Below are 21985 nucleotides of genomic sequence, written 5' to 3'. Positions count from 1 at the left end.
TCAAAAGATTGCTTGCAATCAGATGGTACGTGAATTGTAAATTGATTACCAATAGTTACACCATTAGTAATAACCGAATCTAAAAATATATCAACTTTGGAGATTAAACATGACCAAATCATATGCGGCACAATCTGAAACATCGGGTATGGCGCCCCATACTATTGAACGTCGTGAACCTCGTGCTGATGACGTAGCTATCGATATTTTATATTGTGGTGTATGTCACACGGACATCCACTATGTACAAAATGATTGGGGTGGCACCCTATATCCGGTCGTGCCTGGCCACGAAATTATTGGTCGTGTAACTCAGGTCGGTGCTGACGTTAAAGATTATAAAGAAGGCGACATCGTTGGGGTCGGCTGTATGGTTGATTCATGTCGCAGTTGCGAAGCATGTGATGAAGGTTTGGAGCAATACTGCTTAAACGGTATGGTGCCGACTTATAATGGTGAAGACAAACACGACGGTTCAATTACCTATGGCGGATATTCAGAGAACGTGGTCGTCAGCGACCGATTTGTTGTGCGTGTTCCAGACTCACTCGATCCAGCTAAAAGTGCGCCATTGTTGTGTGCAGGTATTACAACCTATTCACCGTTGCGTCATTATGGCGTTAAAAAAGGTGATAAGGTCGGTGTGATTGGCATGGGTGGCTTAGGTCATATGGGTGTCAAATTCGCTAAAGCGATGGGTGCAGAAGTCACCTTGTTTACACGCTCAGAAAGTAAGGTAAAAGAAGCCAAAAAGCAGGGTGCCGATCACGTGGTTATTTCAACTGATGAGGCACAAATGGAAGCGGTTGCCGAAACATTTGATTTCATGCTCGACACGGTTCCTGTGCAGCATGATCTTAACCCGTACCTTAATTGCTTGAAGTTTGATGGCACACATATTCTGGTCGGCTTACTTGAGCCTGTGGATCCGGCGTTACAAGCGGGGCAATTAGTGCTTAAACGTCGAGTGTTAGCCGGCTCGTTGATAGGTGGTATGCCAGAAACCCAAGAGATGCTCGATTTCTGTGGAGAACATGGTATTCACTGTGATGTTGAGATGCTTGATATCAAAAATATTAATGATGCCTTTGAGCGAATGAAAAAAGGCGACGTGAAATACCGTTTTGTTATCGATATGGATACACTCAAGCAATCTGCGTGAATTAGTTAGTCTTCAATCAAAAAGATTGACGGGAGGTTAAAATTCCGTCAATCTTTTTTTATTTGGACGGTTAATCAACCCTCGTGAAAAAATTACTTCGTCCCACCTATATTTCGGGTAAGCTCGATCCGAACTATCGTCGCCGACAACTATTAGAAGTATGTTTAGTGATCGGCGTAATCGCTTTGCTGCTGTTAGCCATTTTAAACTTATTTTTATTTGACGCTCTCGACTTAGCGACGCTGGACGCAGTGGGCGCGTCTATCGCCGCAAGTTTGTGGTACCTTTTGAAAAAGCGGCACTTGATCGAGCTTGTAAGTTGGCTGTTCACATTGATGATCGGTCTGCTAATCACGACGTTTCTGAGTTTGGCCGCAGGCAACAACAATGGTTATTTATGGACTGCTTTATTTCCTCCATTTGCTTTTTTCTTATTAGGAAAAAATAAAGGGCTTTGGGTCACGGTGGTCTTTTTTTCTATATTTACGCTTCAGCTGTACGACACAATATTCGTACAACAAGCACCTCACCTGACTCTAGGTGCCTTTTTGAATACCATTGAAGTATTCGTTATTAGTATACTTTTGTATCGGTTTTACGAAAAAACTCGTACCGAGGCGAATCAATTACTACATGAACAAAGTATTCGATTAGATAAAATGGCGAAAACCGATAAATTGACTCAGTTATTCAATCGCCAGTACTTGGATTCCACGCTTTTTAGTTTATACAAAGAGCGTCGTTCGCTACCAATTTCGATTCTTCTGCTCGATGTCGATTTATTTAAACGGATTAATGATGAATATGGTCACCTCTTTGGTGACGAAGTATTGATTAAATTAGCGCAGCGGTTGTCTGAGTCGGTGCGAGGCTACGATGTTGTGGGACGTTGGGGGGGCGAAGAGTTTTTAATCATCGCGCCCAATACCTCTCACCTCGATGCCGTCGAGTTAGCTGAGCGGATTCGTAAGCGTCTCAATATAAAAGTGAATGATGCGGTGACCACAAGTGTCAGCATTGGTGTATCGAGCACTGATCGAGTTAAAAGCCCCGAAGAATTAATTTCTCAGGCCGATAGAGCACTCTATCAAGCTAAATCGAATGGAAGAAACCGAGTTCAAAGTTTTGTTTCGGCGGTTGAATCTGAATCACGAAAAGTCAATAATACGGTTTAGGAAGAGGCGCGGTTACTAGGTAGCATTTCTGTTTCAGTTCCAGCACTTAGAAATGTCAGGGAGTGAACCGCCGAGGTAGGTCATTGGTTGGACGATGGTCTATCGGCTGTTGGGTTTGAACACCTGCAGTTGTCACCTGTCGGGTGGAGAGCTTCTGGCTGCATTATTGAGTCATCTCAGCGTGGACCAAGCTCTCTGAACATTGTTGTAATTTGTTCAGAGGATCAAATGAATCAACTTCAAAAGAATCTATCTATCGCCAAATTTGGTGGTACCAGCGTAGCGACGTATCAGGCTATTAGTGCTGCGGTCGCCAATATTCAGCAACAAACTCAACGCACAATAGTGGTTGTTAGCGCTTGTGGGGGAGTCACCGACTTATTGGTCAGTATTGCACAGACAGTGCGTGACAGCGCCGACATGTTGTCACAAATCACCGAGCGCCATCAAACGATCATTTCGCATATATCAAAGCTCGACGCGGCGCGTTTGCAGCACTGGCGTGCGCAACTTGAACAGATCCATCTCGCACTATCTTTGCATGTGGACCAAGCGCCAGATAAAACGACCGAAGACTACGCACAGTGGCGTGATAAGTTACTGAGTTTTGGCGAAGCCTGTTCTAGTGTTCTGTTTTGTGCTGTGTGGGAAGAGCTTGATGGCACTTCTGCTGACGTCTTGCCCGCTGAAAACTGGTTAGTTACCGATGACCGGTTTGGTCATGCCCGACCCGATATGGCGGCTACGCGCAGTAAAACAAAACAACAATTTGAAGCATTAGATGAGTCTATTCAGTACGTCACTCAAGGATTCATCGGTGCGACTCAAACGGGTGTTACAACGACGCTAGGACGCGGTGGCAGTGATTATAGTGCTGCGTTGTTAGCCGTTGCAATTGACGCGCAAGAGGTGCAAATTTGGACCGACGTAGCCGGAGTGTACTCAACTGATCCGCGCTTGTGCGAGGACGCATTCCCCATTCCAGAGATGAGTTTTGATGAAGCGGCTGAAATGGCAACCTTTGGTGCAAAGGTGCTCCACCCAGCCAGCCTGATTCCCGCTATTGAGCATAATATCCCTGTTTTTGTCGGCCACAGCCATTATCCCGAACGCGGTGGTACACGTCTTGTAAGAGATACTGTTTTTCGTCCAGATGTACGCGCAATCGCTGTTAGAAAAAAGCAGACGCTGATGACCGTGCATAGTATCGATATGTTTCATGCATCAGGATTCTTAGCGAAGCTCTTTGCTATCTTTGCAAAATATGACATCAGTATCGACCTTATTACGACATCTGAAGTGAGTATTGCATTGACACTGGATGAAGGCGGTAGCCAAGCCAATAATCGGGCGACTGTGCCCTCCGCTGCGATAGAGGCGATCGAGGCGTTTGCGCGCGTTGAGTTAGAACACGACCTGTCTTTAGTGGCTTTAATAGGCAACCAAATTGGACGTCAATCTCAGCTCAGTCAATGGGTGTTCGACGCCGTATCACCTACACCGGTGCGGATGATTTGTCAGGGTGCGAGTCCTTATAATCTATGCTTTTTAATCCCTGCAGCCGATACTGATTCGGTTGTTAATCGTTTACACGACAGAATAAAGCGATAAAGCTTCGAAAAATTAAGTATTCGCTGATTAACATAGCAAGGGTTATGAGTATAATGCCTGCGCAATGACAATAATGATTAGGCGCGGGCATTTACATGGATTTTCTACACGCTATTTGGTTGGGTATTTTACAAGGAATCACTGAGTTTTTACCCATTTCGAGTTCAGCCCATTTAATCTTGCTACCTGTCCTGACGGGGTGGGAAGACCAAGGGGTTGCTTTTGATTTAGCGGTGCACGTTGGAACACTGCTAGCCGTCGTGGGTTACTTTCGGAAGGAAGTGAGTACGTTGCTCTATGATGGTCTGCGCTCTATTCCAAAAGGCCGTCATGTCGGCGAGAGTAAGCTTGCCTGGATGGTCGTGATTGCCACTATACCCGCTTGTATCGCCGGTTATTTCCTGATTGACTACGTCGACTCGGCCTTGCGCGCTGTTGCAGTGATTATTACCACCACGGTGGTGTTTGCTATCTTGCTCGCGGTCGCTGATAAGTTTTGTCGTGGTCAGCGCACACTTGAACAAATTGGTTTAAAAGACGCTTTAGTTATCGGTTTATTTCAGGCGATAGCACTGATTCCAGGCACTTCGCGCTCGGGGTCAACGATTACTGCTGGACTCTTTCTTGGCATGACGCGTGAGACAGCGTCTAAGTTTTCGTTTTTCATGGCCATTCCAATCACTGTTGCAGCCGCTACGCTGAAGTTGCTGGATGTGGTCAGTGAGGACCTATCAATCGACTGGACAGCCTTTGCGATAGGCACTTTAGCGTCGTTCATTACGGCAATTACGGCGATCCATCTATTCTTGAAATGGTTAAATCAAGTGGGTATGTGGCCTTATGTCATTTATCGCTTTTTGCTCGCAGGTTATTTGGTTTGGGTGTTCTATTTGTAACTGTGTTTCGATATTGAAGGTAAAGCAAAGGTATGTATGAGACACTAAAAGGACGCTTGGCTGCGCTAAAAGACAATCGTCTATTTGAATTCGCGGTGATTAGCGTCATCATCATCTCAGCGCTCGAGATAGGCGCTAAGACCTATGACCTGCCCAATTTAGTCAACACCTTGTTGGTGGGGTTGGACTGGTTTATTACCGTTTTTTTTGTGGTCGAAATCAGTATTCGCTTTATTGCTGATAGCGATAAAAAACGGTTCTTTAAAAACGGCTGGAACGTATTTGATACGCTTGTCGTTGTGGTCAGCTTAATCCCTGTTAATGATTCTGAGCTAGCCTTGCTGGCGCGCTTGGTGCGCATATTCCGAGTGCTCAGGATGATTTCGATCATCCCTGAATTAAGAACCTTAATCACATCCTTGCTGAAAGCTCTGCCACAGATGGGTTATGTGGTGTTGTTGATGTTTATTATCTTTTATATCTATGCCGCGCTAGGCAGCTATTTATTTAAAGATATCAACCCGTTCTTATGGGAAAACATTGCGCGTTCGATGCTGACGCTCTTCCGAGTAATGACGTTTGAGGATTGGACCGATATTCAGTACGAGACCATGGAAGTGTATCCATGGAGTTGGCTGTTCTACATGACCTTTATCTTTTTGACTGCTTTTGCGTTTTTAAATATGGTCATCGGTATTGTTGTTAATGTGATGGATAAAGAGAGCCGACTTGAACTACAGGCGTGCGAGCAAGAGCTTGAGCAAAACCGTGAAGATCAGTTAAACGAGCAAATCGATAGCTTGCGTTCGGAAATTAATGAGTTAAAGCAGCTCATCATCAAACAAGGTGGTCATGACTCAAGTAACGACGCCCGTTAAAATTCGTATTGTGCGCAAGCCCATAAAACACATTTATTTGCGCTTGCGCTCGGCTGATGAGCTCGAGGTCAGTGCGCCTAAGCGTTGCCCACAACATTATATTGACCAGCTACTTGCTGAGCGTCGCGAATGGATAGAGCAACGACGAGCGCAACTGCGAGATACGGCTCGTTCTCCAAGTGTTTCGTTATTTAACACAGAGCGCGCGCTGATCGACGGACAGTGGTATCGGTGTCAGCGCTGTCAGGCAGCCTCACAGGCCGGGGTAAATGTCGCATCATCGGTCGTATCAGTTTATGTGAGGGGGGCTGGTTCGCTGGGTGAACAGCAGGTTGAGCGGCAACTGAGACGCCATTTAGACCAAAATATTGCACGTTTACTGGCGCACTGGGAACCCATCATGGGGGTTCGGGCAAGCAGTTTTGGCATTCGAAAAATGCATACTCGGTGGGGGAGCTGCAATACCCGTACTAAAAAAATTTGGCTCAGTTTTCAGCTCGTTCATTTTCCTACCGAGTTACTTGAGTATGTCGTTGTCCACGAACTGACTCACTTATTTGAACGCTACCATAACGCGCGTTTTTATGCGTTAATGGACTCGTTTCTACCTAATTGGCGTTCATTAAAACAACGTTTAAATCATTATGAGATACCCGATTACCCCAGCGGGCACTGAGGATTTTAGACAGGCTGCCGAACGGCGGTTGCCGCGTGCATTATTTGATTATATTGATGGCGGCGCGTTTGCCGAGCAAACGGCGCAGTCTAATATCCACTCCTTTACACGTTGGCGGCTACAGCAACGTGTTATGCGCGATGTAGAGCATATCAATTTAGCCGTTGAACGGCTCGGTCAATGTTATTCAGCACCGCTCGCTTTGGGTCCCGTGGGGCTTGCGGGAATGATGGCGCGTCGTGGCGAAACACAAGCGTTTCGTGCAGCACAACGCCAGCATCTTCCTTTCTGTGCATCAACTGTGTCATTGTGCGGTATTGAGGAAATTCATCAACATCGCGAGCATCAACCCGCCTGGTTCCAACTTTATATGATGCGCGATCGCGAGTTTGTCGCGCAACTTCTTGATCGTGTCCGTAAACAGGGTGTTGAGGTATTAGTTGTCACGGTCGATTTAGCTGTATTGGGCGTTCGCTATCGCGATGTTCGAAATGGCTTTGAATCTAATAGCCGACTCGCCAAACTGCGTCGAACGCTTGATTTTATCGCTCACCCCAAATGGTTATGGGATGTGGGTATTAAGGGCGGACCGCATGTATTCGGTAACCTTACCGAAGCCGTTCCCAATGCACGCCAATTAACTGACTTTAAGCGCTGGGTGGATGAGCAGTTTGACCCGAGTGTTAGTTGGGATGACATTGCGTGGCTTCGTGCACGTTGGCCTGGCAAGTTAGTGATTAAAGGTATTCTGCACGAGGATGATGCGCTGCAGGCGGTGAAAGTGGGTGCGGACGGATTAATTATCTCGAATCATGGTGGGCGGCAGCTCGATGGCGCGGCATGCCCGATTGATGTGTTACCGCAGATCCACCAACATCTAAAAGAACATGACTGCCGAGCGCAGGTTGAGTTGTGGCTTGATGGGGGGATTCGTAATCCACAGGATTTATTAATCGCACTGGCATTAGGTGCCGATGGTGGGCTGCTTGGGCGCGCTTGGGTTTATGCATTAGCGAGTCAGGGTGAGGCGGGTGTGAGTGCGCTGCTTAGCCAGTGGCATAAAGCATTGTCAGTGAGTTTAGCATTAATGGGGTGCACAGATATCGCTCAACTTAATTGCTCGCACCTACAAAACAATAATAAATAAGGAGCGCGTGTGAGAAAAAATGCAGCACAGTTAGCCGTCATGGCGCTTGAACGACTGGGCGTCACACATACCTTTGGCATTCCGGGTGTGCACAATACCGAGTTTTATGATGCGTTAAATGCGAGTCAGAAAATTACCCCAATATTAGTGACTCATGAGGGCGGTGCGGCTTTTATGGCCGATGGCATGAGTCGGGTTCGGCCAATGCATGAGGGGATTGGGGTGTTGGCGATAGTGCCTGCAGCGGGGTTTACCCATGCCGCCAGTGGTATTGGTGAGGCCTATCTCGATGGTGTACCCATGTTAGTGATATCGGGCGGCGTGCGTAGTGATACGCCGCACGACTTTGTTTTGCATGGTGTTGACCAGCTCGAACTGGCAAAGGGTATTACCAAGGGCGCATTTCGCATCAGTCATCAAAATGAGGTGACCGATACTTTGTATGCTGCCTATCAACTTGCTACGGAGGGCAAGCCAGGCCCCGTATCGGTTGAAATCCCCGTTAATTTACAACTGTTTGATGCCGCCGTTGATAAACCCAACGCGCCTCCTCAAACCAATCAGCCTATGATCGATAAAAAGGCACTCGAGCGTGCGATTGAGCTCATATCAGCAGGTAAAAGGCCAGGAATATTTGCTGGTTGGGGGGCTCGCCATGCGCAAGCGGCCTTGGTTGAATTGGCCGAACACTTACAAGCACCCGTAGCCACGACGCTTCAAGGACTCTCGGTTTTTCCACATGATCACCCGTTGCATGCGGGATTTGGTTTCTCACCCTCAGCCGTACCTGCTGCTCGTTCGAGTTTTGCGCAGTGTGATGTGATGATTGCGATTGGTACTCGCTTTGCTGAAATTCCCACCGGTAGTTTCAGCGCTGTGGTACCCGAAAACTTAATCCATATTGATATTGATGACGCTGTCTTTGACCGCAATTATCCGAGTCAAGTGAGTATTCAGGGCGATGCAGATGAGGTACTTCAGCAATTAAATGAGGCATTACGCGACCAACCTGCGCGTAGCGAGAACACCCAGCTTATTGCGACCATTAAACAACAGAAGCAGGCTTATATTAATGAATGGCGGGCGCATGACAGCGGTAGCCGTGTTAATCCTCAATACTTTTTTGAGGCCTTAAGTGCTCAGCTGGATGATAATGCTACCATCGTGTTGGACGATGGTAATCATACCTACTTAGCCGCTGAGTTATTACCGCTGAAGGCGGCTATGACATTGCTAACACCTACCGACTATAATGCAATGGGTTATGCGGTACCAGCAGCCATTGGTGCAAAACTGGCACACCCTGAACGTCAGACGATTGCCGTTGTCGGTGATGGTTGTTTTGTGATGACAGGCATGGAATTACTGACGGCCAAACAGCAGGGGCTTGGGGTCGTTTGTTTTGTTTTTAATGACGGCGCGCTGTCACAAATTGCGCAAGCACAGCAGATGCCCTATGGTCGCCAGCCATGTACTTCGCTGGTGGGAGCTAAATTTGAGGGGATGGCAATCGCTACCGGAGCACACTATCTACGGATTGAAACCGAAGCGGACTTAGATGCGTATTTAGCTGAGGCGTTTACTACTGCAGCTCAAGGACAGAGCGTGCTGGTTGATGTTAACATTGACTACAGCAAGCCGACGTGCTTTACCCAAGGCACGGTCAAGTCGACATTTAAACGCTTTCCAGCGCGGCAAAAACTGCGTATCGCAGGTCGTGCTGTTAAGCGTAAATTGTTAGGCTAACCGATTCGCCAAAGGTCGAATCGCGCTGATGCGGTAAACAGATTACACTAGAGCAAATAGTAAGTTAGGAGTTAATGGTGAGATATTTACACACGATGGTGCGCGTTGAAGATCTTGATGCGTCACTGCGTTTTTATTGTGATCTGATAGGTCTCAAGGAAATGTACCGCAAAGAGAATGAAGCAGGGCGTTTTACCTTGGTTTTCCTAGCGGCACCAGAAGGTGAGCAAGCGGCAAACGAGCATAAAGCGCCGATGCTGGAACTCACCTATAACTGGGATCCAGAATCTTACGAGGGTGGACGCAATTTCGGACACCTTGCCTATGAGGTCGATGATATCTACGGGCTGTGTAAGAAGTTACAAGATAATGGTGTGACAATTAATCGTCCGCCTCGTGATGGGCGTATGGCATTTGTTCGTTCGCCGGATGGTATCTCACTTGAGCTACTACAGAAAGGCGGTGCACGTGAACCTGAGGCGCCTTGGGACACGATGGAAAACACGGGTGAATGGTAATTAGAGGGTAGATCCCGTATAATTTGCCCACAGTTCAACCTATTACGAAGTCTGATAAACGATAGGAATCATTATGTCTAACGACAAATCGAAGATTATTTATACAGAAACGGATGAAGCACCACGTTTAGCAACTTACTCGTTGCTGCCTATCATCCAAAGCTTTACTAAAGCAGCAGGCGTTAAAGTTGAAACGCGTGATATTTCACTTGCAGGTCGCATTATTTCGCAATTCCCTGAGTATCTTACTGAGGAGCAGCGCCAGTCAGACGCATTGGCCGAGTTAGGTGAGCTGGCGAAAACGCCTGAAGCGAACATTATTAAATTACCTAACATCAGCGCGTCCATTCCTCAGATGACTGCGTGTATTAAAGAGTTGCAAGCTCAAGGCTACAAACTGCCTGACTTCCCATTTGATCCGCAAACTGATGAAGAGAAAGACATTCGCACGCGCTATGATCGTGTTAAAGGTAGTGCGGTTAACCCTGTGTTGCGTGAAGGTAACTCAGACCGTCGTGCACCGATGGCTGTCAAAAACTTCGCGAAGAAGCACCCACACCGTATGGGCGCTTGGAGCAATGACAACCAAGCTCACGTTGCGCACATGGAAGAAGGCGATTTCTATGGTTCTGAGAAATCAGTGACCTCGAGCCAAGATGATAGCTTTAAAATTGTGCTAGAAAGCAACGGCGAACAAACCGTATTAAAAGACGGTATCAACGTATTAGCCGGCGAAGTGGTTGATGCTGCGGTCATGAGCCGTAAGAAGCTACAGGCGTTCTTTGAGAAAGAAACCGTCGCCGCTAAAGAGCAGGGCGTTTTACTTTCACTGCATTTGAAAGCCACCATGATGAAGGTTTCTGACCCTATCATGTTCGGTCACGCGGTACGCGTATACTTTAAAGACGTGTTAGAAAAGCACGCTGACTTGATGAAAGAAATCGAGTTTGACGCCAGCAACGGTATTGGCGACTTGTATTCAAAACTCGATAAACTGACTGACGAACAGCGTCAAGAAGTTGAGAATGATTTAAACTCTGTTTACGCGAAGCAAGCTGAGCTAGCAATGGTTAACTCGGACAAAGGTATCACCAACCTACACGTGCCGAGCGATGTCATTATCGATGCGTCAATGCCGGCAATGATTCGTGACTCAGGTCAAATGTGGGATCGTGAAGGTGGACAGAAAGAAGCGAAGGCAATGATCCCGGATCGCTGTTATGCGGGCGTTTACCAAGAGACCATTAACTTCTGTCGCGAAAACGGTGCGTTTGATCCAGCAACTATGGGTACCGTACCTAACGTTGGCTTGATGGCACAAAAAGCAGAAGAATACGGTTCGCACGATAAAACCTTTGAGATCCCTGCTGATGGTACCGTTAAGGTATTGAATCAAGCAGGTGACGTCGTATTCGAACACGCAGTTGAACAAGGCGACATCTGGCGCATGTGTCAGGTAAAAGATGAGCCTATCCGTGACTGGGTCAAGCTAGCGGTTAATCGTTCACGCTTAAGTGGCATGCCAGCAGTATTTTGGTTAGACAAAAACCGTGCACATGATGCTCAATTAATCAGCAAAGTTGAGACGTATTTGAAAGAGCACGATACCGATGGTTTGGATATCCAAATCATGTCGCCAGAGGAAGCAACGCGTCATACGTTGAAGCGTGTGAAAGAAGGTAAAGACACGATCTCTGTGACTGGTAACGTTTTACGTGATTACTTGACTGACTTATTCCCAATTCTTGAGTTGGGTACTTCAGCGAAAATGTTATCGATTGTTCCATTGATGAATGGTGGCGGTTTATTTGAAACCGGCGCGGGTGGCTCTGCACCGAAACACGTTCAGCAGTTCGTCGAAGAGAACCACTTGCGTTGGGACTCGCTGGGTGAATTCCTCGCTCTGGCTGCTTCACTTGAGCATCTTAGCCGTGCGACCGACAACCGTCGTGCACAGATTTTGGCCGATGCGCTTGATAATGCTACAGCGAAATTCTTGGAAGAGAACAAGTCGCCATCGCGTAAAGTCGGTGAGATTGATAACCGCGGCTCGCATTTCTATTTGGCAATGTACTGGGCTGAATCGTTGGCTAAGCAAACTGAAGACGAAGAACTTCAGGTACGTTTCGAGAAACTCGCTACTGCGATGCAAAAGAACGAGCAAGCCATTATGGATGAACTGAACGGTGTTCAAGGTAAGCAAGTCGATATCGGTGGTTACTATCAGCCAAACGCTGATAAGGTATCTGCTGCAATGCGTCCATGTTCTGTATTGAACGAGACGCTCGCTAGCTTATAATCCTAAACGGGTTGTGATAAAAAGCAGGCTGCGGCCTGCTTTTTTTATGTCTGATTATTAAGGAATACACGTGAGTGAACATAATTACTTATTAAAACTCAGAGCACAGTGTTTAAAGCTACCTTTTGGTGCACGTATCTTTTCGATGATGTTTGCTCGTAAAGCGCCTTACTTTGCCTCAATAAAACCGCTCATTACTGAACTCAAGCCAAACTTTTGCCAATTAACCTTTAACAAGCGGAAGGCGGTGGAGAACCATATTGGTACGGTTCATGCGATTGCTGTATGTAATGGGATGGAAATGGCGATGGGCGCATTGGCTGAAGCATCGATTCCAAAACATTTACGCTGGTTGCCCAAAGGCATGCAAGTGAATTACCTAGCAAAGACCGACAGTGATGTCCGCGTTGAAGCAAAAGCGACAGAGGATACTTGGCAAGTCGGGGATCAGCCTATCGAAGTCACCGCTTATCGTGCAGATGGCACTGTCGTGGCGGCGGGGCATATCACCATTTATGTTTCAGAGAAACCACAAAAGCCAAAGTCTTAAGGTCAAATAAAAAGGGGCCGAAGCCCCTTTTCTATATCGTTATATTGTATCCGATTAAGGTTTACTCACCGGCTCGTTAGCATCGATGACAGCGCCTGGGTGGTCATCATTATCTGCCTCACCATCGTCTGGTGGCAGCTTTTCCCATTTGCGCGTGAAGAATGCCAGTACGAATACCACTGCACCTACACTGACGCCAAACATGAAGATGGTCCAGTACAACTCTGGCATCGCTTGTGGATTCTCTGGATCGAGTCCGCCCGCTAAGAGTCCCGCTATTACGTTACCCATTGCATAAGTCAGTACGAATACACCCATCAACTGACCTGCCATGCGTTTTGGCGACAGCTTACTGACCGCGCTCAATGCAACAGGGCTCAAGCATAACTCACCCACGGTGTGGATGAAGTAAACCGCTACCAACCAATAAGGCGCTACTTTAAGACCGCTGGCAGCCGCTTGTGATGCGAAGAACATGACGATAAAGCCGGTCGCCATGATGATTAGACCGATTGCACTTTTGAAACCGTATGATGGGTTGATCATACGTTTGCTGAGGTTAATCCAGAGCGCTGCGAAGAAGGGTGATAACGTCACCAAAAAGATCGAGTTCAACGACTGGAACCATGTCGTTGGGATCTCGAAATCACCAATCATGCGATCGGTTAAGTCACGCGCGAATAGGTTGAAGGACGAACCTGCCTGCTCAAATCCAGCCCAAAACATCGTCGATGCAATACAGACCAAGAACAGGGCGCCTAAGCGCTTCATCTCATTGCGGGTGAGTTTCCCGAATAAGAAAATGCTGAGGTAGTAAAGGAAAAAGATAACCGTAAAGATGATGGCTACGTTACCTGCAACAGCGACCGGATTAATAATAATAACGCCAGTCAATGCTAAGTAAGTCACAACAGCCAACCCAGCAAGTAATAGATAAATCACTGCCCAACTGCGCTTGGCTGCGCCCGCACTCATAGGTTTGGCTGGTTTTTCACCCACACCTTTCAGTTTGGGTTGAGTCAGTTTGTATTGGATCAAGCCCAATGCCATACCTACTGCTGCAGCGCCGAAGCCCCAGTGATATCCAGCGTTTTCTTGCAAATAACCGGTAACGAAGTAACCGATAATGGAACCAATATTGATACCCATATAGTACAAGGTGTAACCGCCGTCACGACGATCATCATCTGAACTATAGAGCTGGCCGACCATGGCTGTAATATTAGGTTTTAATAACCCAGTACCCAGCACCACGAGGATCATACCAATAAAGAAGCTGGCTTCACTTGGGATTGCCAAGACAATATGGCCCAGCATGATGATGATGCCGCCGTACCACGTTGCGCGCTGGCCACCTAATAGGCGGTCAGCAATCCAACCACCGGGAAGTCCCATGAAATATACGCCACCGGTGTAAAGACCATAAATGGCTGTGGCGGAGGCGACGGTGATGGCAAGCCCACCTTCTTGCATTGAAGCTGTCATAAACAGTACGAGCAAAGCGCGCATACCGTAATAACTCATGCGCTCCCACATTTCGGTAAAGAACAGGGTTTGAAGTCCCCCTGGCTGTCCGAAAAAACTAGCGTCTTTGTCGACAATATTTTTTGGATCCATTTTAATTATCCGTTTGTTATAAAAATTAATGTTGACCCATTCGACTTTGGTCGAAGTCGAAAAAAGTGGACATACTTTACTAGCCAACGCCTTTGATTAAAACCTTTAGCGACGAATTTATTGGTTTTCGGGGTGGCTGTCTCCAGGGATCGACTTTCTTAATTGCACAGGTTGTGCAGCCCGTTTCTTCGCACGAACTCGGATATTCAAGAACTCAACTGCAAGCGAGAACGCCATGGCGAAATAAACGTAGCCTTTAGGTACGTGGAAGCCCATGCCTTCGCCGACCAAGGTCATGCCTATCAAAATCAGGAAGCTCAAGGCTAACATTTTAATCGTCGGATGTTTGTCGACAAAATCGGATACCGACTTAGCCGCAATGAGCATGACACCCACCGAGATTATGACCGCAATGACCATAACCGAGAGATGGTCAGCGAGTCCGACGGCGGTGATCACTGAGTCAAGCGAGAAGACGATATCGAGCACCGCAATCTGTACCAGAATTGCGACAAAGTTGGCTTGAACGGTGCTACCACCCTCGCTTGATTCGCCTTCCAGCGCATGGTGGATCTCGAGTGTACTTTTGCCGAGCAAGAATAAGCCACCGAGTAAGAGAATCAAGTCACGTCCCGAAATCGTTTTACCAAAGACTTCAAACAACGGCGTGGTGAGTGACATGACCCAGGTCAACGAGAATAACAATAGAAGGCGAGTCAGCATTGCCAGCGTTAAACCAATAGTGCGCGCTTTGGCACGTTGATGTTCTGGTAAACGGCCGACTAAAATTGAAATAAAAATAATGTTATCAATACCCAGAACAATTTCTAACGCTGTTAGGGTTGCCAGAGCAATCCATGCTTCCGGCATGGCGATCCATTCAAACATAGCTTTCTCCTAGTGAGGTGATGGGAAGTATAGTGACTGGCATCTGACTGAAAAGCAATCTTTCCAGTATTGTCGACAATAATTATACTAACCCTCTTGCAAAGCGGTTGTTAGTTCATGCAAACTAGGCTCAAAGCTGAATTATGTCGACAATTCATATGGAAGTACTATCACCTATTGCCAAACCTGCTGTGACCTCTGCTGACCGAGTATTGGCGCAAATTCAACGTGCCGTGGTTGAAGGGGAAATTGCTGCGGGGAGCAAAATCAGTGAACCCGAGTTGGCTCGTAAATTTAATATCAGTCGTGCGCCGTTACGTGAGGCACTTGCGCGGTTAGAGCGATGCCACCTTATTGAACGCATTCCGAATGCGGGCGCGCGCGTGGTGCGCTTATCCTATGAAGGGTTGCTTCAGCTTTACCAAATCCGTGAAGAACTCGAGGGGCTTGCCTGTCGGCTCGCAGCCGAACACATGGCGATAGAGGAAATTGAGCAGCTGCAGGAGCTGCTTGATCAGCATTTGTCGCATCAACGTGTTCGAGAAGGCGAGAGCTATTATCAAGAGGCTGGCGACTTAGACTTTCATTACCGTGTCATCTTAGGTAGCAAGAATCCATATCTGATTAATATGCTCTGCGATGAGCTCTATTACCTGGTGCGAATGTACCGCGTCCAGATGGGTATGAATGGTCCTCGTGTGTCTCGAGCATTTGACGAACATAAAGCGATTTTGACCGCCATCGGAAACCGAGATGGCGAACTTGCCGATTTATTAATGCGGCGCCACATCAGCGCGTCGCGCAAAAACATTGAAATAAAACTAGCACAACAGGAGAAGTGATAATGACCAGCGGAATCCAAAGTGCGGGCGCAAAACTGCGTCGTGCGATTCAACAAGAAAGTCCTTTGCAAATCGTCGGTACGATTAACGCATACACTGCCATGATGGCTGAGAAAGTGGGTCACAAAGCCCTCTATTTATCGGGCGCGGGTGTTGCCAATGCTTCTTTCGGATTGCCAGATTTGGGGATGACCTCGCTCAATGATGTGTGTGAAGACATTCGTCGGATTACCGGCGCTTCTGACTTACCTCTGTTAGTTGATGCTGACACGGGCTGGGGTGGCGCATTCAATATTGCTCGTACAGTAAAAGAAATGACACGAGCAGGTGCTGCCGGCTTTCATATTGAGGACCAAGTTGCGCAAAAACGCTGTGGCCATCGCCCAAATAAAGAAATCGTAACGCAAGATGAAATGGTTGATCGCGTTAAAGCGGCCGTAGATGCGCGTATTGACGATCAATTCTTAATCATGGCGCGCACTGACGCGTTGCAACAACAGGGCTTAGAGGCCGCTATTGAGCGTGCGCAAGCCTGTGTTGAAGCCGGCGCGGATGCGATATTCGCGGAAGCGGTGCATACTCTTGACCAGTATCAAGCGTTTTCAGATGCACTTGATGTACCTGTACTGGCTAACATTACCGAATTTGGTGCAACGCCATTGTTCAACAAGCAAGAGTTGGTTGATGTGGGTGTGGATATCGTATTGTATCCATTAAGCGCATTCCGTGCGATGAACAAGGCCGCATTAAACGTCTACAATAGTATTCTTGAGAACGGCGACCAAAAAGCAGTGGTCGACGATATGCAAACACGTGCAGAACTTTATGATTTCTTGAACTATCATGAGTTCGAAGAAAAACTCGACAACCTATTCAAAAAATAAACGCTGTAACTTGCGCCTCTGGCGCAAGACATCAGTGTGTAACTTGCGCCTCTGGCGCAAGACAATCACAACAAATTAAGAAGGAAGACAACCATGGCAGAAAAGAAACTCGGTGGCGCAGGATTGCGCGGACAATCAGCAGGCGAAACAGCACTATGTACAGTGGGTAAATCGGGCTCGGGCTTGACCTACCGCGGTTACGATATCAAAGAGCTTGCCGAGAAGGTCAGCTTTGAAGAAGTCGCTTATTTGCTGGCTAAAGGTGAGTTACCTAACCAAACTGAACTCGATGCCTATCGCAAGCGCCTTAAAGCACTGCGTATTTTACCGCAGGAAGTTAAAGACGTTTTAGAGCGTATTCCAAAAGAAGCACACCCAATGGACGTGCTGCGCACAGGCTGCTCGATGCTCGGCAACCTCGAAACAGAAGAAAGCTTTGACGAAGCTGATGACAAAATTGAACGGATGATTGCCACATTCCCGGGCATGGTCTTGTATTGGTATCGCTTCACTCACGATGGCGTGCGTATCGATACCGATTCTGAAGAGCAGTCGACAGGTGCGCATTTCCTTCGTTTGTTGCATGACAAATCGCCTTCAAAACTGCATGCCGATGTGATGAATACATCGTTGATCCTATATGCTGAGCACGAATTTAACGCATCAACCTTCACAGCGCGTGTATGTGCATCAACGTTGTCTGACATTCACTCGTGTGTAACCGGTGCTATTGGTTCATTACGTGGTCCATTGCATGGTGGCGCAAACGAAGCTGCGATGGAACTGATCGAAGACATGAAAGATGCCGACGACGCTGAGAAATCATTGATGGGTATGCTCGAGCGTAAAGAAAAGATCATGGGCTTTGGTCATGCGATTTATCGCGAGTTTGACCCACGCAATGGCATCATCAAAGCATGGTCTAAGAAGCTTGCCGAGGAGAATGGCGATTCTCGCTTGTATGATGTTTCAGTGCGCTGTGAAGAAGTCATGTGGCGTGAGAAGAAGCTGTTCCCGAACGCGGACTTTTTCCACGCGTCTGCATACAACTATATGAACATTCCTACAAAACTGTTCACACCTATCTTTGTGATGTCACGTGTGACGGGTTGGACGGCACACGTGAAAGAACAACGTGCAAACAACCGTATCATTCGTCCTTCGGCGGATTACACCGGTCCAGAAGCGCGTCCAGTACCCGCTATCAGCGAACGATAAGTAGGTGGTGGGATGAGTTCGAATTATCGTAAATCGTTAACAGGCACCACGCTCGAGTACTTTGATGCTCGAGCGGCGGTGGAAGATATTGAAGCGGGCGCCTACGACAAGCTACCGTACTCGAGTCGTGTCTTTGCCGAGAACTTGGTGCGCCGCTGTGAACCGGAGCTTCTTAAACAGTCACTTGAGCAATTAATTTACCGCAAACGTGAGCATGATTTTCCGTGGTTTCCAGCCCGTGTCGTTTGCCATGATATCTTAGGTCAGACCGCGTTGGTCGACTTAGCGGGGTTGCGTGATGCTATCGCTGAGAAAGGTGGTGATCCGGCAAAAGTGAACCCGGTGGTTCCCACTCAGTTGATTGTTGACCACTCGCTCGCGGTGGAGCACGCAGGCTTTGAAAAGGACGCGTTCGAGAAGAACCGTGCGATTGAAGACCGTCGCAATGATGATCGCTTTCACTTCATTAACTGGACGAAAACGGCATTTAAAAACGTGGATGTTATCCCTCCAGGTAACGGCATCATGCACCAGATCAATTTGGAGAAGATGTCACCGGTTGTGCAAGTGCGTGACAATGTCGCCTTTGTAGATACCTGCGTAGGCACCGATAGCCATACACCCATGGTTGATGCATTGGGCGTTATTTCTGTGGGTGTCGGTGGTCTTGAAGCCGAGAGTGTGATGCTTGGACGTGCTTCTTACTTGCGTTTGCCAGACATTGTGGGCGTTGAATTGACCGGCAAGCTACAACCAGGCATTACCAGTACTGACTTGGTGTTAGCGCTTACCCAGTTTTTGCGTAAAGAACGTGTTGTGGGTGCCTACTTAGAGTTTTATGGCGAGGGCGCAAAAGCACTGACCGTGGGTGACCGTGCAACGATCTCTAACATGACACCGGAATACGGCGCGACCGCGGCGATGTTCTATATTGATGAGCAAACCATTGATTATCTCAAACTTACCGGACGAGAGGATGATCAGGTTGAGCTTGTCGAGCAATACGCAAAAGAGACTGGCTTATGGGGCGATAGCCTGGATAAAGCTGAGTATGAACGCGTATTGACCTTTGACCTGAGCCAGGTGAAGCGTAATTTGGCGGGTCCTTCTAACCCACACTCTTTGTTACCCGCTGCAGAGTTAAGTGAACGCGGAGTCGCTAAGCACATTGAAGCGCCAGAAGAGGGCAAAATGCCTGATGGTGCAGTGATTATTGCGGCGATTACCAGCTGTACTAACACCAGTAACCCGCGCAACATGATTGCGGCGGGCTTGATAGCACGCAATGCCAACAAATTGGGTCTGACACGTAAGCCGTGGGTTAAAAGCTCGCTTGCGCCCGGCTCGAAGACTGTCAAGATGTACTTAGAAGAAGCACAGCTGTTGCCAGAGTTGGAGACGCTTGGTTTTGGTGTTGTCGCGTTTGCATGTACGACGTGTAACGGCATGAGTGGTGCACTTGATCCAGCGATTCAACAAGAAATCATCGACCGTGATTTGTTCTCGACCGCTGTATTATCGGGTAATCGTAACTTTGATGGTCGGATTCACCCTTACGCGAAACAAGCGTTCTTGGCATCACCTCCTTTGGTGGTTGCATATGCTATTGCCGGTACCATGCGTTTTGATATTGAGAAAGACGTGTTGGGTTATGATAACGACGGCAACGCGGTGACGCTCAAAGACATCTGGCCAAGTGACGAAGAAATTGACGCTATCGTTAAATCGAGCGTTAAGCCTGAGCAGTTCCGGAAAGTGTACGATCCGATGTTTAATCTTTCGGTCGATTACGGTGACGATATTAACCCACTCTATGATTGGCGTGAAATGTCGACATACATCCGTCGGCCCCCGTACTGGGAAGGTGCATTGGCCGCTAAGCCAAGCTTAACAGGGATGCGTCCTTTAGCGGTACTTGGCGATAACATCACCACCGATCACCTGTCGCCTTCGAACGCGATTTTGGCTGATAGTGCGGCGGGTGAATACCTCGCTAAAATGGGCTTGCCGGAGGAAGACTTTAACTCTTACGCGACGCATCGTGGTGATCACCTGACGGCACAGCGTGCAACGTTTGCTAACCCGAAACTCTTCAACGAAATGGTTCGCGATGAGGCGGGTAATGTCATTCAAGGCTCGCTGGCACGAATTGAGCCGGAAGGCAAAACCGTGCGCATGTGGGAGGCTATTGAGCACTACATGACGCAAAAGCAACCCCTAATCATCGTGGCGGGTGCCGATTATGGTCAAGGTTCATCGCGCGACTGGGCTGCAAAAGGCGTTCGCTTGGCGGGTGTTGAAGCCATCGTGGCTGAAGGCTTTGAGCGGATTCACCGTACTAACCTGATTGGTATGGGCGTCTTGCCGCTGCAGTTTGAAGAGGGCACAACCCGCAAGACATTAGCACTTGATGGTTCTGAAACCTATGATGTTAAGGGCGAACCTGCGCCTGGAGCAGCGCTTACGTTAGTGATCCACCGAGCGAACGGTGAGGACATTGAAGTGCCTGTAATCTGTCGTTTGGATACCAAGGAAGAGGTTTCCATTTATTCGGCAGGTGGCGTACTGCAACGGTTCGCGCAAGACTTTTTAGAAGCTGAGGCGAGTTAATATGAGTGTTAAGCCACAGTTAAAAATCCCAGCCACGTATATGCGTGGCGGGACTTCTAAAGGCGTGTTCTTTGATTTGGCTGATTTGCCAGAAGCGGCACAGCAGCCAGGCAAAGTACGCGATGCGTTATTGATGCGAGTGATTGGAAGTCCGGACCCTTACGGCAAACACACCGATGGAATGGGTGGGGCGACATCGAGTACGAGTAAAACCGTTATCGTGTCAAAAAGTACACAGCCCAATCACGATGTCGACTATTTGTTTGGGCAAGTCTCTATCGATACGCCGTTTGTTGATTGGAGCGGCAATTGTGGCAATCTTTCATCGGCAGTCGGTGCGTTTGCAATCAGTCAAGGCTTGGTAGATGCGGATCGTGTACCAGAAAACGGTATCGCAGAAGTACGTATCTGGCAGGCGAATATTGGCAAAACCATTGTCAATAAAGTGCCGATGTGCAATGGCGAAGTGCAAGAAATGGGTGATTTCGAGCTTGATGGCGTGACCTTCCCAGCTGCGGAAGTTGCTATTGAGTTTATGGATCCCTCGGCGGATGGCGAGCAGATGTTTCCTACCGGTAACCTAGTGGATACGTTTGAAGTGCCTGGAGTTGGCACGCTAGAGGCTACGTTCATTAATGCCGGTATTCCTACCGTGTTTCTTCGCGCTGAGTCACTGGGCTATGATGGGACTGAACTGCAAGAAGCCATCAATGGCGATGCCGCAGCTCTGACTCGATTGGAGACCATTCGGGCGCATGCTGCTGTGCGTATGGGGTTAATTGAGCAGATTGAAGAAGCGGTTCAACGACAACATACACCCAAGCTTGCCTTTGTTGCACCGGGTAAGACGTATACCGCATCAAGTGGTAAGGTTATTCAAGCTGATAACATTGATTTACTGGTGCGCGCCATGTCGATGGGTAAATTACACCATGCGATGATGGGCACGGCGGCCGTTGCTATTGGTACCGCGGCATCGATTCCAGGCACCTTGGTAAACCAAGCGGCTGGCGGCGGCGAGCGGACCATGGTCAACTTTGGTCACCCATCGGGCACCTTACAAGTGGGTGCCGAAACGCAACTCAAAAACGGTGAATGGCGAGCCATTAAAGCGATTATGAGCCGGAGCGCTCGCGTGCTCATGGAAGGTTGGGTGCGGGTGCCAGCTGAGGTGCTGGAATAACCTTTGAAGCCTAACATGCTGACTTTTTAAAGCGCCTTTCAAGGCGCTTTTTTTATTCGTTTAGGCGATGTAAATTGTCGGTTAG

General features: G+C 48.0%; 18 protein-coding genes and 1 riboswitch. Of the genes, 16 read left to right on the top strand and 2 right to left on the bottom strand.

Features of this window, described 5'->3' with window-relative positions:
* The first annotated feature begins 109 nt into the window (after positions 1-109).
* From DFP83_RS03850 to DFP83_RS03800, 11 genes are all read left to right on the top strand, one after another.
* On the top strand, positions 110-1162 hold the full coding sequence (locus DFP83_RS03850; protein ID WP_110573344.1) for an NAD(P)-dependent alcohol dehydrogenase: 1053 nt from the start codon (positions 110-112) through the stop codon (positions 1160-1162).
* An 83-nt stretch (positions 1163-1245) separates the two neighbouring features.
* On the top strand, positions 1246-2337 hold the full coding sequence (locus DFP83_RS03845) for a GGDEF domain-containing protein (protein WP_110573342.1): 1092 nt from the start codon (positions 1246-1248) through the stop codon (positions 2335-2337).
* Positions 2331-2499, top strand: a riboswitch (Lysine riboswitch). It overlaps the preceding gene by 7 nt.
* Before the next feature lie 66 nt (positions 2500-2565).
* The gene (lysC, locus tag DFP83_RS03840) at positions 2566-3948 is read left to right on the top strand and encodes a lysine-sensitive aspartokinase 3 (RefSeq protein WP_110573340.1); all 1383 of its coding nucleotides are present in this window, start codon (positions 2566-2568) and stop codon (positions 3946-3948) included.
* A gap of 95 nt (positions 3949-4043) precedes the next feature.
* A complete protein-coding gene (locus DFP83_RS03835) occupies positions 4044-4844 on the top strand; it encodes an undecaprenyl-diphosphate phosphatase (protein WP_110573338.1) in 801 nt (266 codons plus the stop codon).
* Between the two features lie 32 nt (positions 4845-4876).
* Positions 4877-5722 carry an ion transporter gene (locus DFP83_RS03830; protein ID WP_110573337.1) on the top strand — a complete coding sequence of 282 codons (846 nt, stop codon included), beginning with the start codon at positions 4877-4879 and terminating at the stop codon, positions 5720-5722.
* The gene (locus DFP83_RS03825; RefSeq protein WP_110573334.1) at positions 5697-6398 is read left to right on the top strand and encodes a YgjP family zinc-dependent metalloprotease; all 702 of its coding nucleotides are present in this window, start codon (positions 5697-5699) and stop codon (positions 6396-6398) included. Before DFP83_RS03830 ends, DFP83_RS03825 begins: the two co-directional genes overlap by 26 nt.
* Positions 6367-7545, top strand: a complete 1179-nt coding sequence (locus tag DFP83_RS03820; RefSeq protein ID WP_110573332.1) for an alpha-hydroxy acid oxidase — start codon at positions 6367-6369, stop codon at positions 7543-7545. The genes DFP83_RS03825 and DFP83_RS03820 overlap by 32 nt, the downstream gene beginning before the upstream one ends.
* Before the next feature lie 9 nt (positions 7546-7554).
* Complete coding sequence (locus DFP83_RS03815) at positions 7555-9291, top strand: thiamine pyrophosphate-binding protein (RefSeq protein WP_110573330.1); 1737 nt, start codon at positions 7555-7557, stop codon at positions 9289-9291.
* A 77-nt stretch (positions 9292-9368) separates the two neighbouring features.
* The gene (locus DFP83_RS03810; protein ID WP_110573672.1) at positions 9369-9809 is read left to right on the top strand and encodes a VOC family protein; all 441 of its coding nucleotides are present in this window, start codon (positions 9369-9371) and stop codon (positions 9807-9809) included.
* Positions 9810-9882: 73 nt separating this feature from the next.
* Positions 9883-12108, top strand: a complete 2226-nt coding sequence (locus DFP83_RS03805) for an NADP-dependent isocitrate dehydrogenase (RefSeq protein WP_110573328.1) — start codon at positions 9883-9885, stop codon at positions 12106-12108.
* A 70-nt stretch (positions 12109-12178) separates the two neighbouring features.
* Positions 12179-12658, top strand: coding sequence for a hotdog fold domain-containing protein (locus tag DFP83_RS03800; RefSeq protein ID WP_110573326.1), 480 nt, complete (start codon positions 12179-12181; stop codon positions 12656-12658).
* Positions 12659-12712: 54 nt separating this feature from the next.
* On the opposite strand, the gene DFP83_RS03795 is transcribed toward DFP83_RS03800, so the two are convergent.
* Positions 12713-14275, bottom strand: coding sequence for a peptide MFS transporter (locus tag DFP83_RS03795; protein ID WP_110573324.1), 1563 nt, complete (start codon positions 14273-14275; stop codon positions 12713-12715).
* Between the two features lie 117 nt (positions 14276-14392).
* On the bottom strand, positions 14393-15163 hold the full coding sequence (locus tag DFP83_RS03790) for a TerC family protein (RefSeq protein ID WP_110573322.1): 771 nt from the start codon (positions 15161-15163) through the stop codon (positions 14393-14395).
* Positions 15164-15306: 143 nt separating this feature from the next.
* Here DFP83_RS03790 and DFP83_RS03785 point away from each other — a divergent pair, with 143 nt between their 5' ends.
* The 5 genes from DFP83_RS03785 to prpF all read left to right on the top strand — a co-directional run bounded on the left by DFP83_RS03785 (position 15307) and on the right by prpF (position 21900).
* Positions 15307-16005 (top strand): GntR family transcriptional regulator, encoded by a 699-nt coding sequence (locus tag DFP83_RS03785; protein ID WP_420843780.1) that lies wholly within the window; start codon positions 15307-15309, stop codon positions 16003-16005.
* A gap of 2 nt (positions 16006-16007) precedes the next feature.
* Positions 16008-16889 carry a methylisocitrate lyase gene (gene prpB / locus DFP83_RS03780; RefSeq protein WP_110573318.1) on the top strand — a complete coding sequence of 294 codons (882 nt, stop codon included), beginning with the start codon at positions 16008-16010 and terminating at the stop codon, positions 16887-16889.
* Positions 16890-16982: 93 nt separating this feature from the next.
* Positions 16983-18107 (top strand): bifunctional 2-methylcitrate synthase/citrate synthase, encoded by a 1125-nt coding sequence (gene prpC, locus DFP83_RS03775; protein ID WP_110573316.1) that lies wholly within the window; start codon positions 16983-16985, stop codon positions 18105-18107.
* Positions 18108-18119: 12 nt separating this feature from the next.
* Entirely contained in the window at positions 18120-20717 is a 2598-nt protein-coding gene (gene acnD, locus DFP83_RS03770) for a Fe/S-dependent 2-methylisocitrate dehydratase AcnD (protein WP_110573314.1), read from the top strand.
* Position 20718: 1 nt separating this feature from the next.
* The gene (gene prpF, locus DFP83_RS03765; RefSeq protein WP_110573312.1) at positions 20719-21900 is read left to right on the top strand and encodes a 2-methylaconitate cis-trans isomerase PrpF; all 1182 of its coding nucleotides are present in this window, start codon (positions 20719-20721) and stop codon (positions 21898-21900) included.
* The last annotated feature ends 85 nt before the right edge of the window (positions 21901-21985 follow it).

Source organism: Idiomarina fontislapidosi, from assembly GCF_003226255.1.
GTDB lineage: Bacteria > Pseudomonadota > Gammaproteobacteria > Enterobacterales > Alteromonadaceae > Idiomarina > Idiomarina fontislapidosi.
Note: the sequence above shows the minus strand (reverse complement) of the source record. Positions and strands in the feature narration are given on the sequence as shown.

What these genes read in the sequence shown, in the direction of transcription:
- DFP83_RS03805 (WP_110573328.1), top strand. Translation starts at nt 9,883, where the DNA reads ATGTCTAACGACAAATCGAAGATTATTTATACAGAAACGGATGAAGCA.
- prpC (WP_110573316.1), top strand. Translation starts at nt 16,983, where the DNA reads ATGGCAGAAAAGAAACTCGGTGGCGCAGGATTGCGCGGACAATCAGCA.
- prpF (WP_110573312.1), top strand. Translation starts at nt 20,719, where the DNA reads ATGAGTGTTAAGCCACAGTTAAAAATCCCAGCCACGTATATGCGTGGC.
- DFP83_RS03830 (WP_110573337.1), top strand. Translation starts at nt 4,877, where the DNA reads ATGTATGAGACACTAAAAGGACGCTTGGCTGCGCTAAAAGACAATCGT.
- DFP83_RS03835 (WP_110573338.1), top strand. Translation starts at nt 4,044, where the DNA reads ATGGATTTTCTACACGCTATTTGGTTGGGTATTTTACAAGGAATCACT.
- DFP83_RS03790 (WP_110573322.1), bottom strand. Translation starts at nt 15,163, where the DNA reads ATGTTTGAATGGATCGCCATGCCGGAAGCATGGATTGCTCTGGCAACC.
- DFP83_RS03795 (WP_110573324.1), bottom strand. Translation starts at nt 14,275, where the DNA reads ATGGATCCAAAAAATATTGTCGACAAAGACGCTAGTTTTTTCGGACAG.
- DFP83_RS03820 (WP_110573332.1), top strand. Translation starts at nt 6,367, where the DNA reads ATGAGATACCCGATTACCCCAGCGGGCACTGAGGATTTTAGACAGGCT.
- DFP83_RS03850 (WP_110573344.1), top strand. Translation starts at nt 110, where the DNA reads ATGACCAAATCATATGCGGCACAATCTGAAACATCGGGTATGGCGCCC.
- lysC (WP_110573340.1), top strand. Translation starts at nt 2,566, where the DNA reads ATGAATCAACTTCAAAAGAATCTATCTATCGCCAAATTTGGTGGTACC.
- prpB (WP_110573318.1), top strand. Translation starts at nt 16,008, where the DNA reads ATGACCAGCGGAATCCAAAGTGCGGGCGCAAAACTGCGTCGTGCGATT.
- acnD (WP_110573314.1), top strand. Translation starts at nt 18,120, where the DNA reads ATGAGTTCGAATTATCGTAAATCGTTAACAGGCACCACGCTCGAGTAC.
- DFP83_RS03785 (WP_420843780.1), top strand. Translation starts at nt 15,307, where the DNA reads ATGTCGACAATTCATATGGAAGTACTATCACCTATTGCCAAACCTGCT.
- DFP83_RS03825 (WP_110573334.1), top strand. Translation starts at nt 5,697, where the DNA reads ATGACTCAAGTAACGACGCCCGTTAAAATTCGTATTGTGCGCAAGCCC.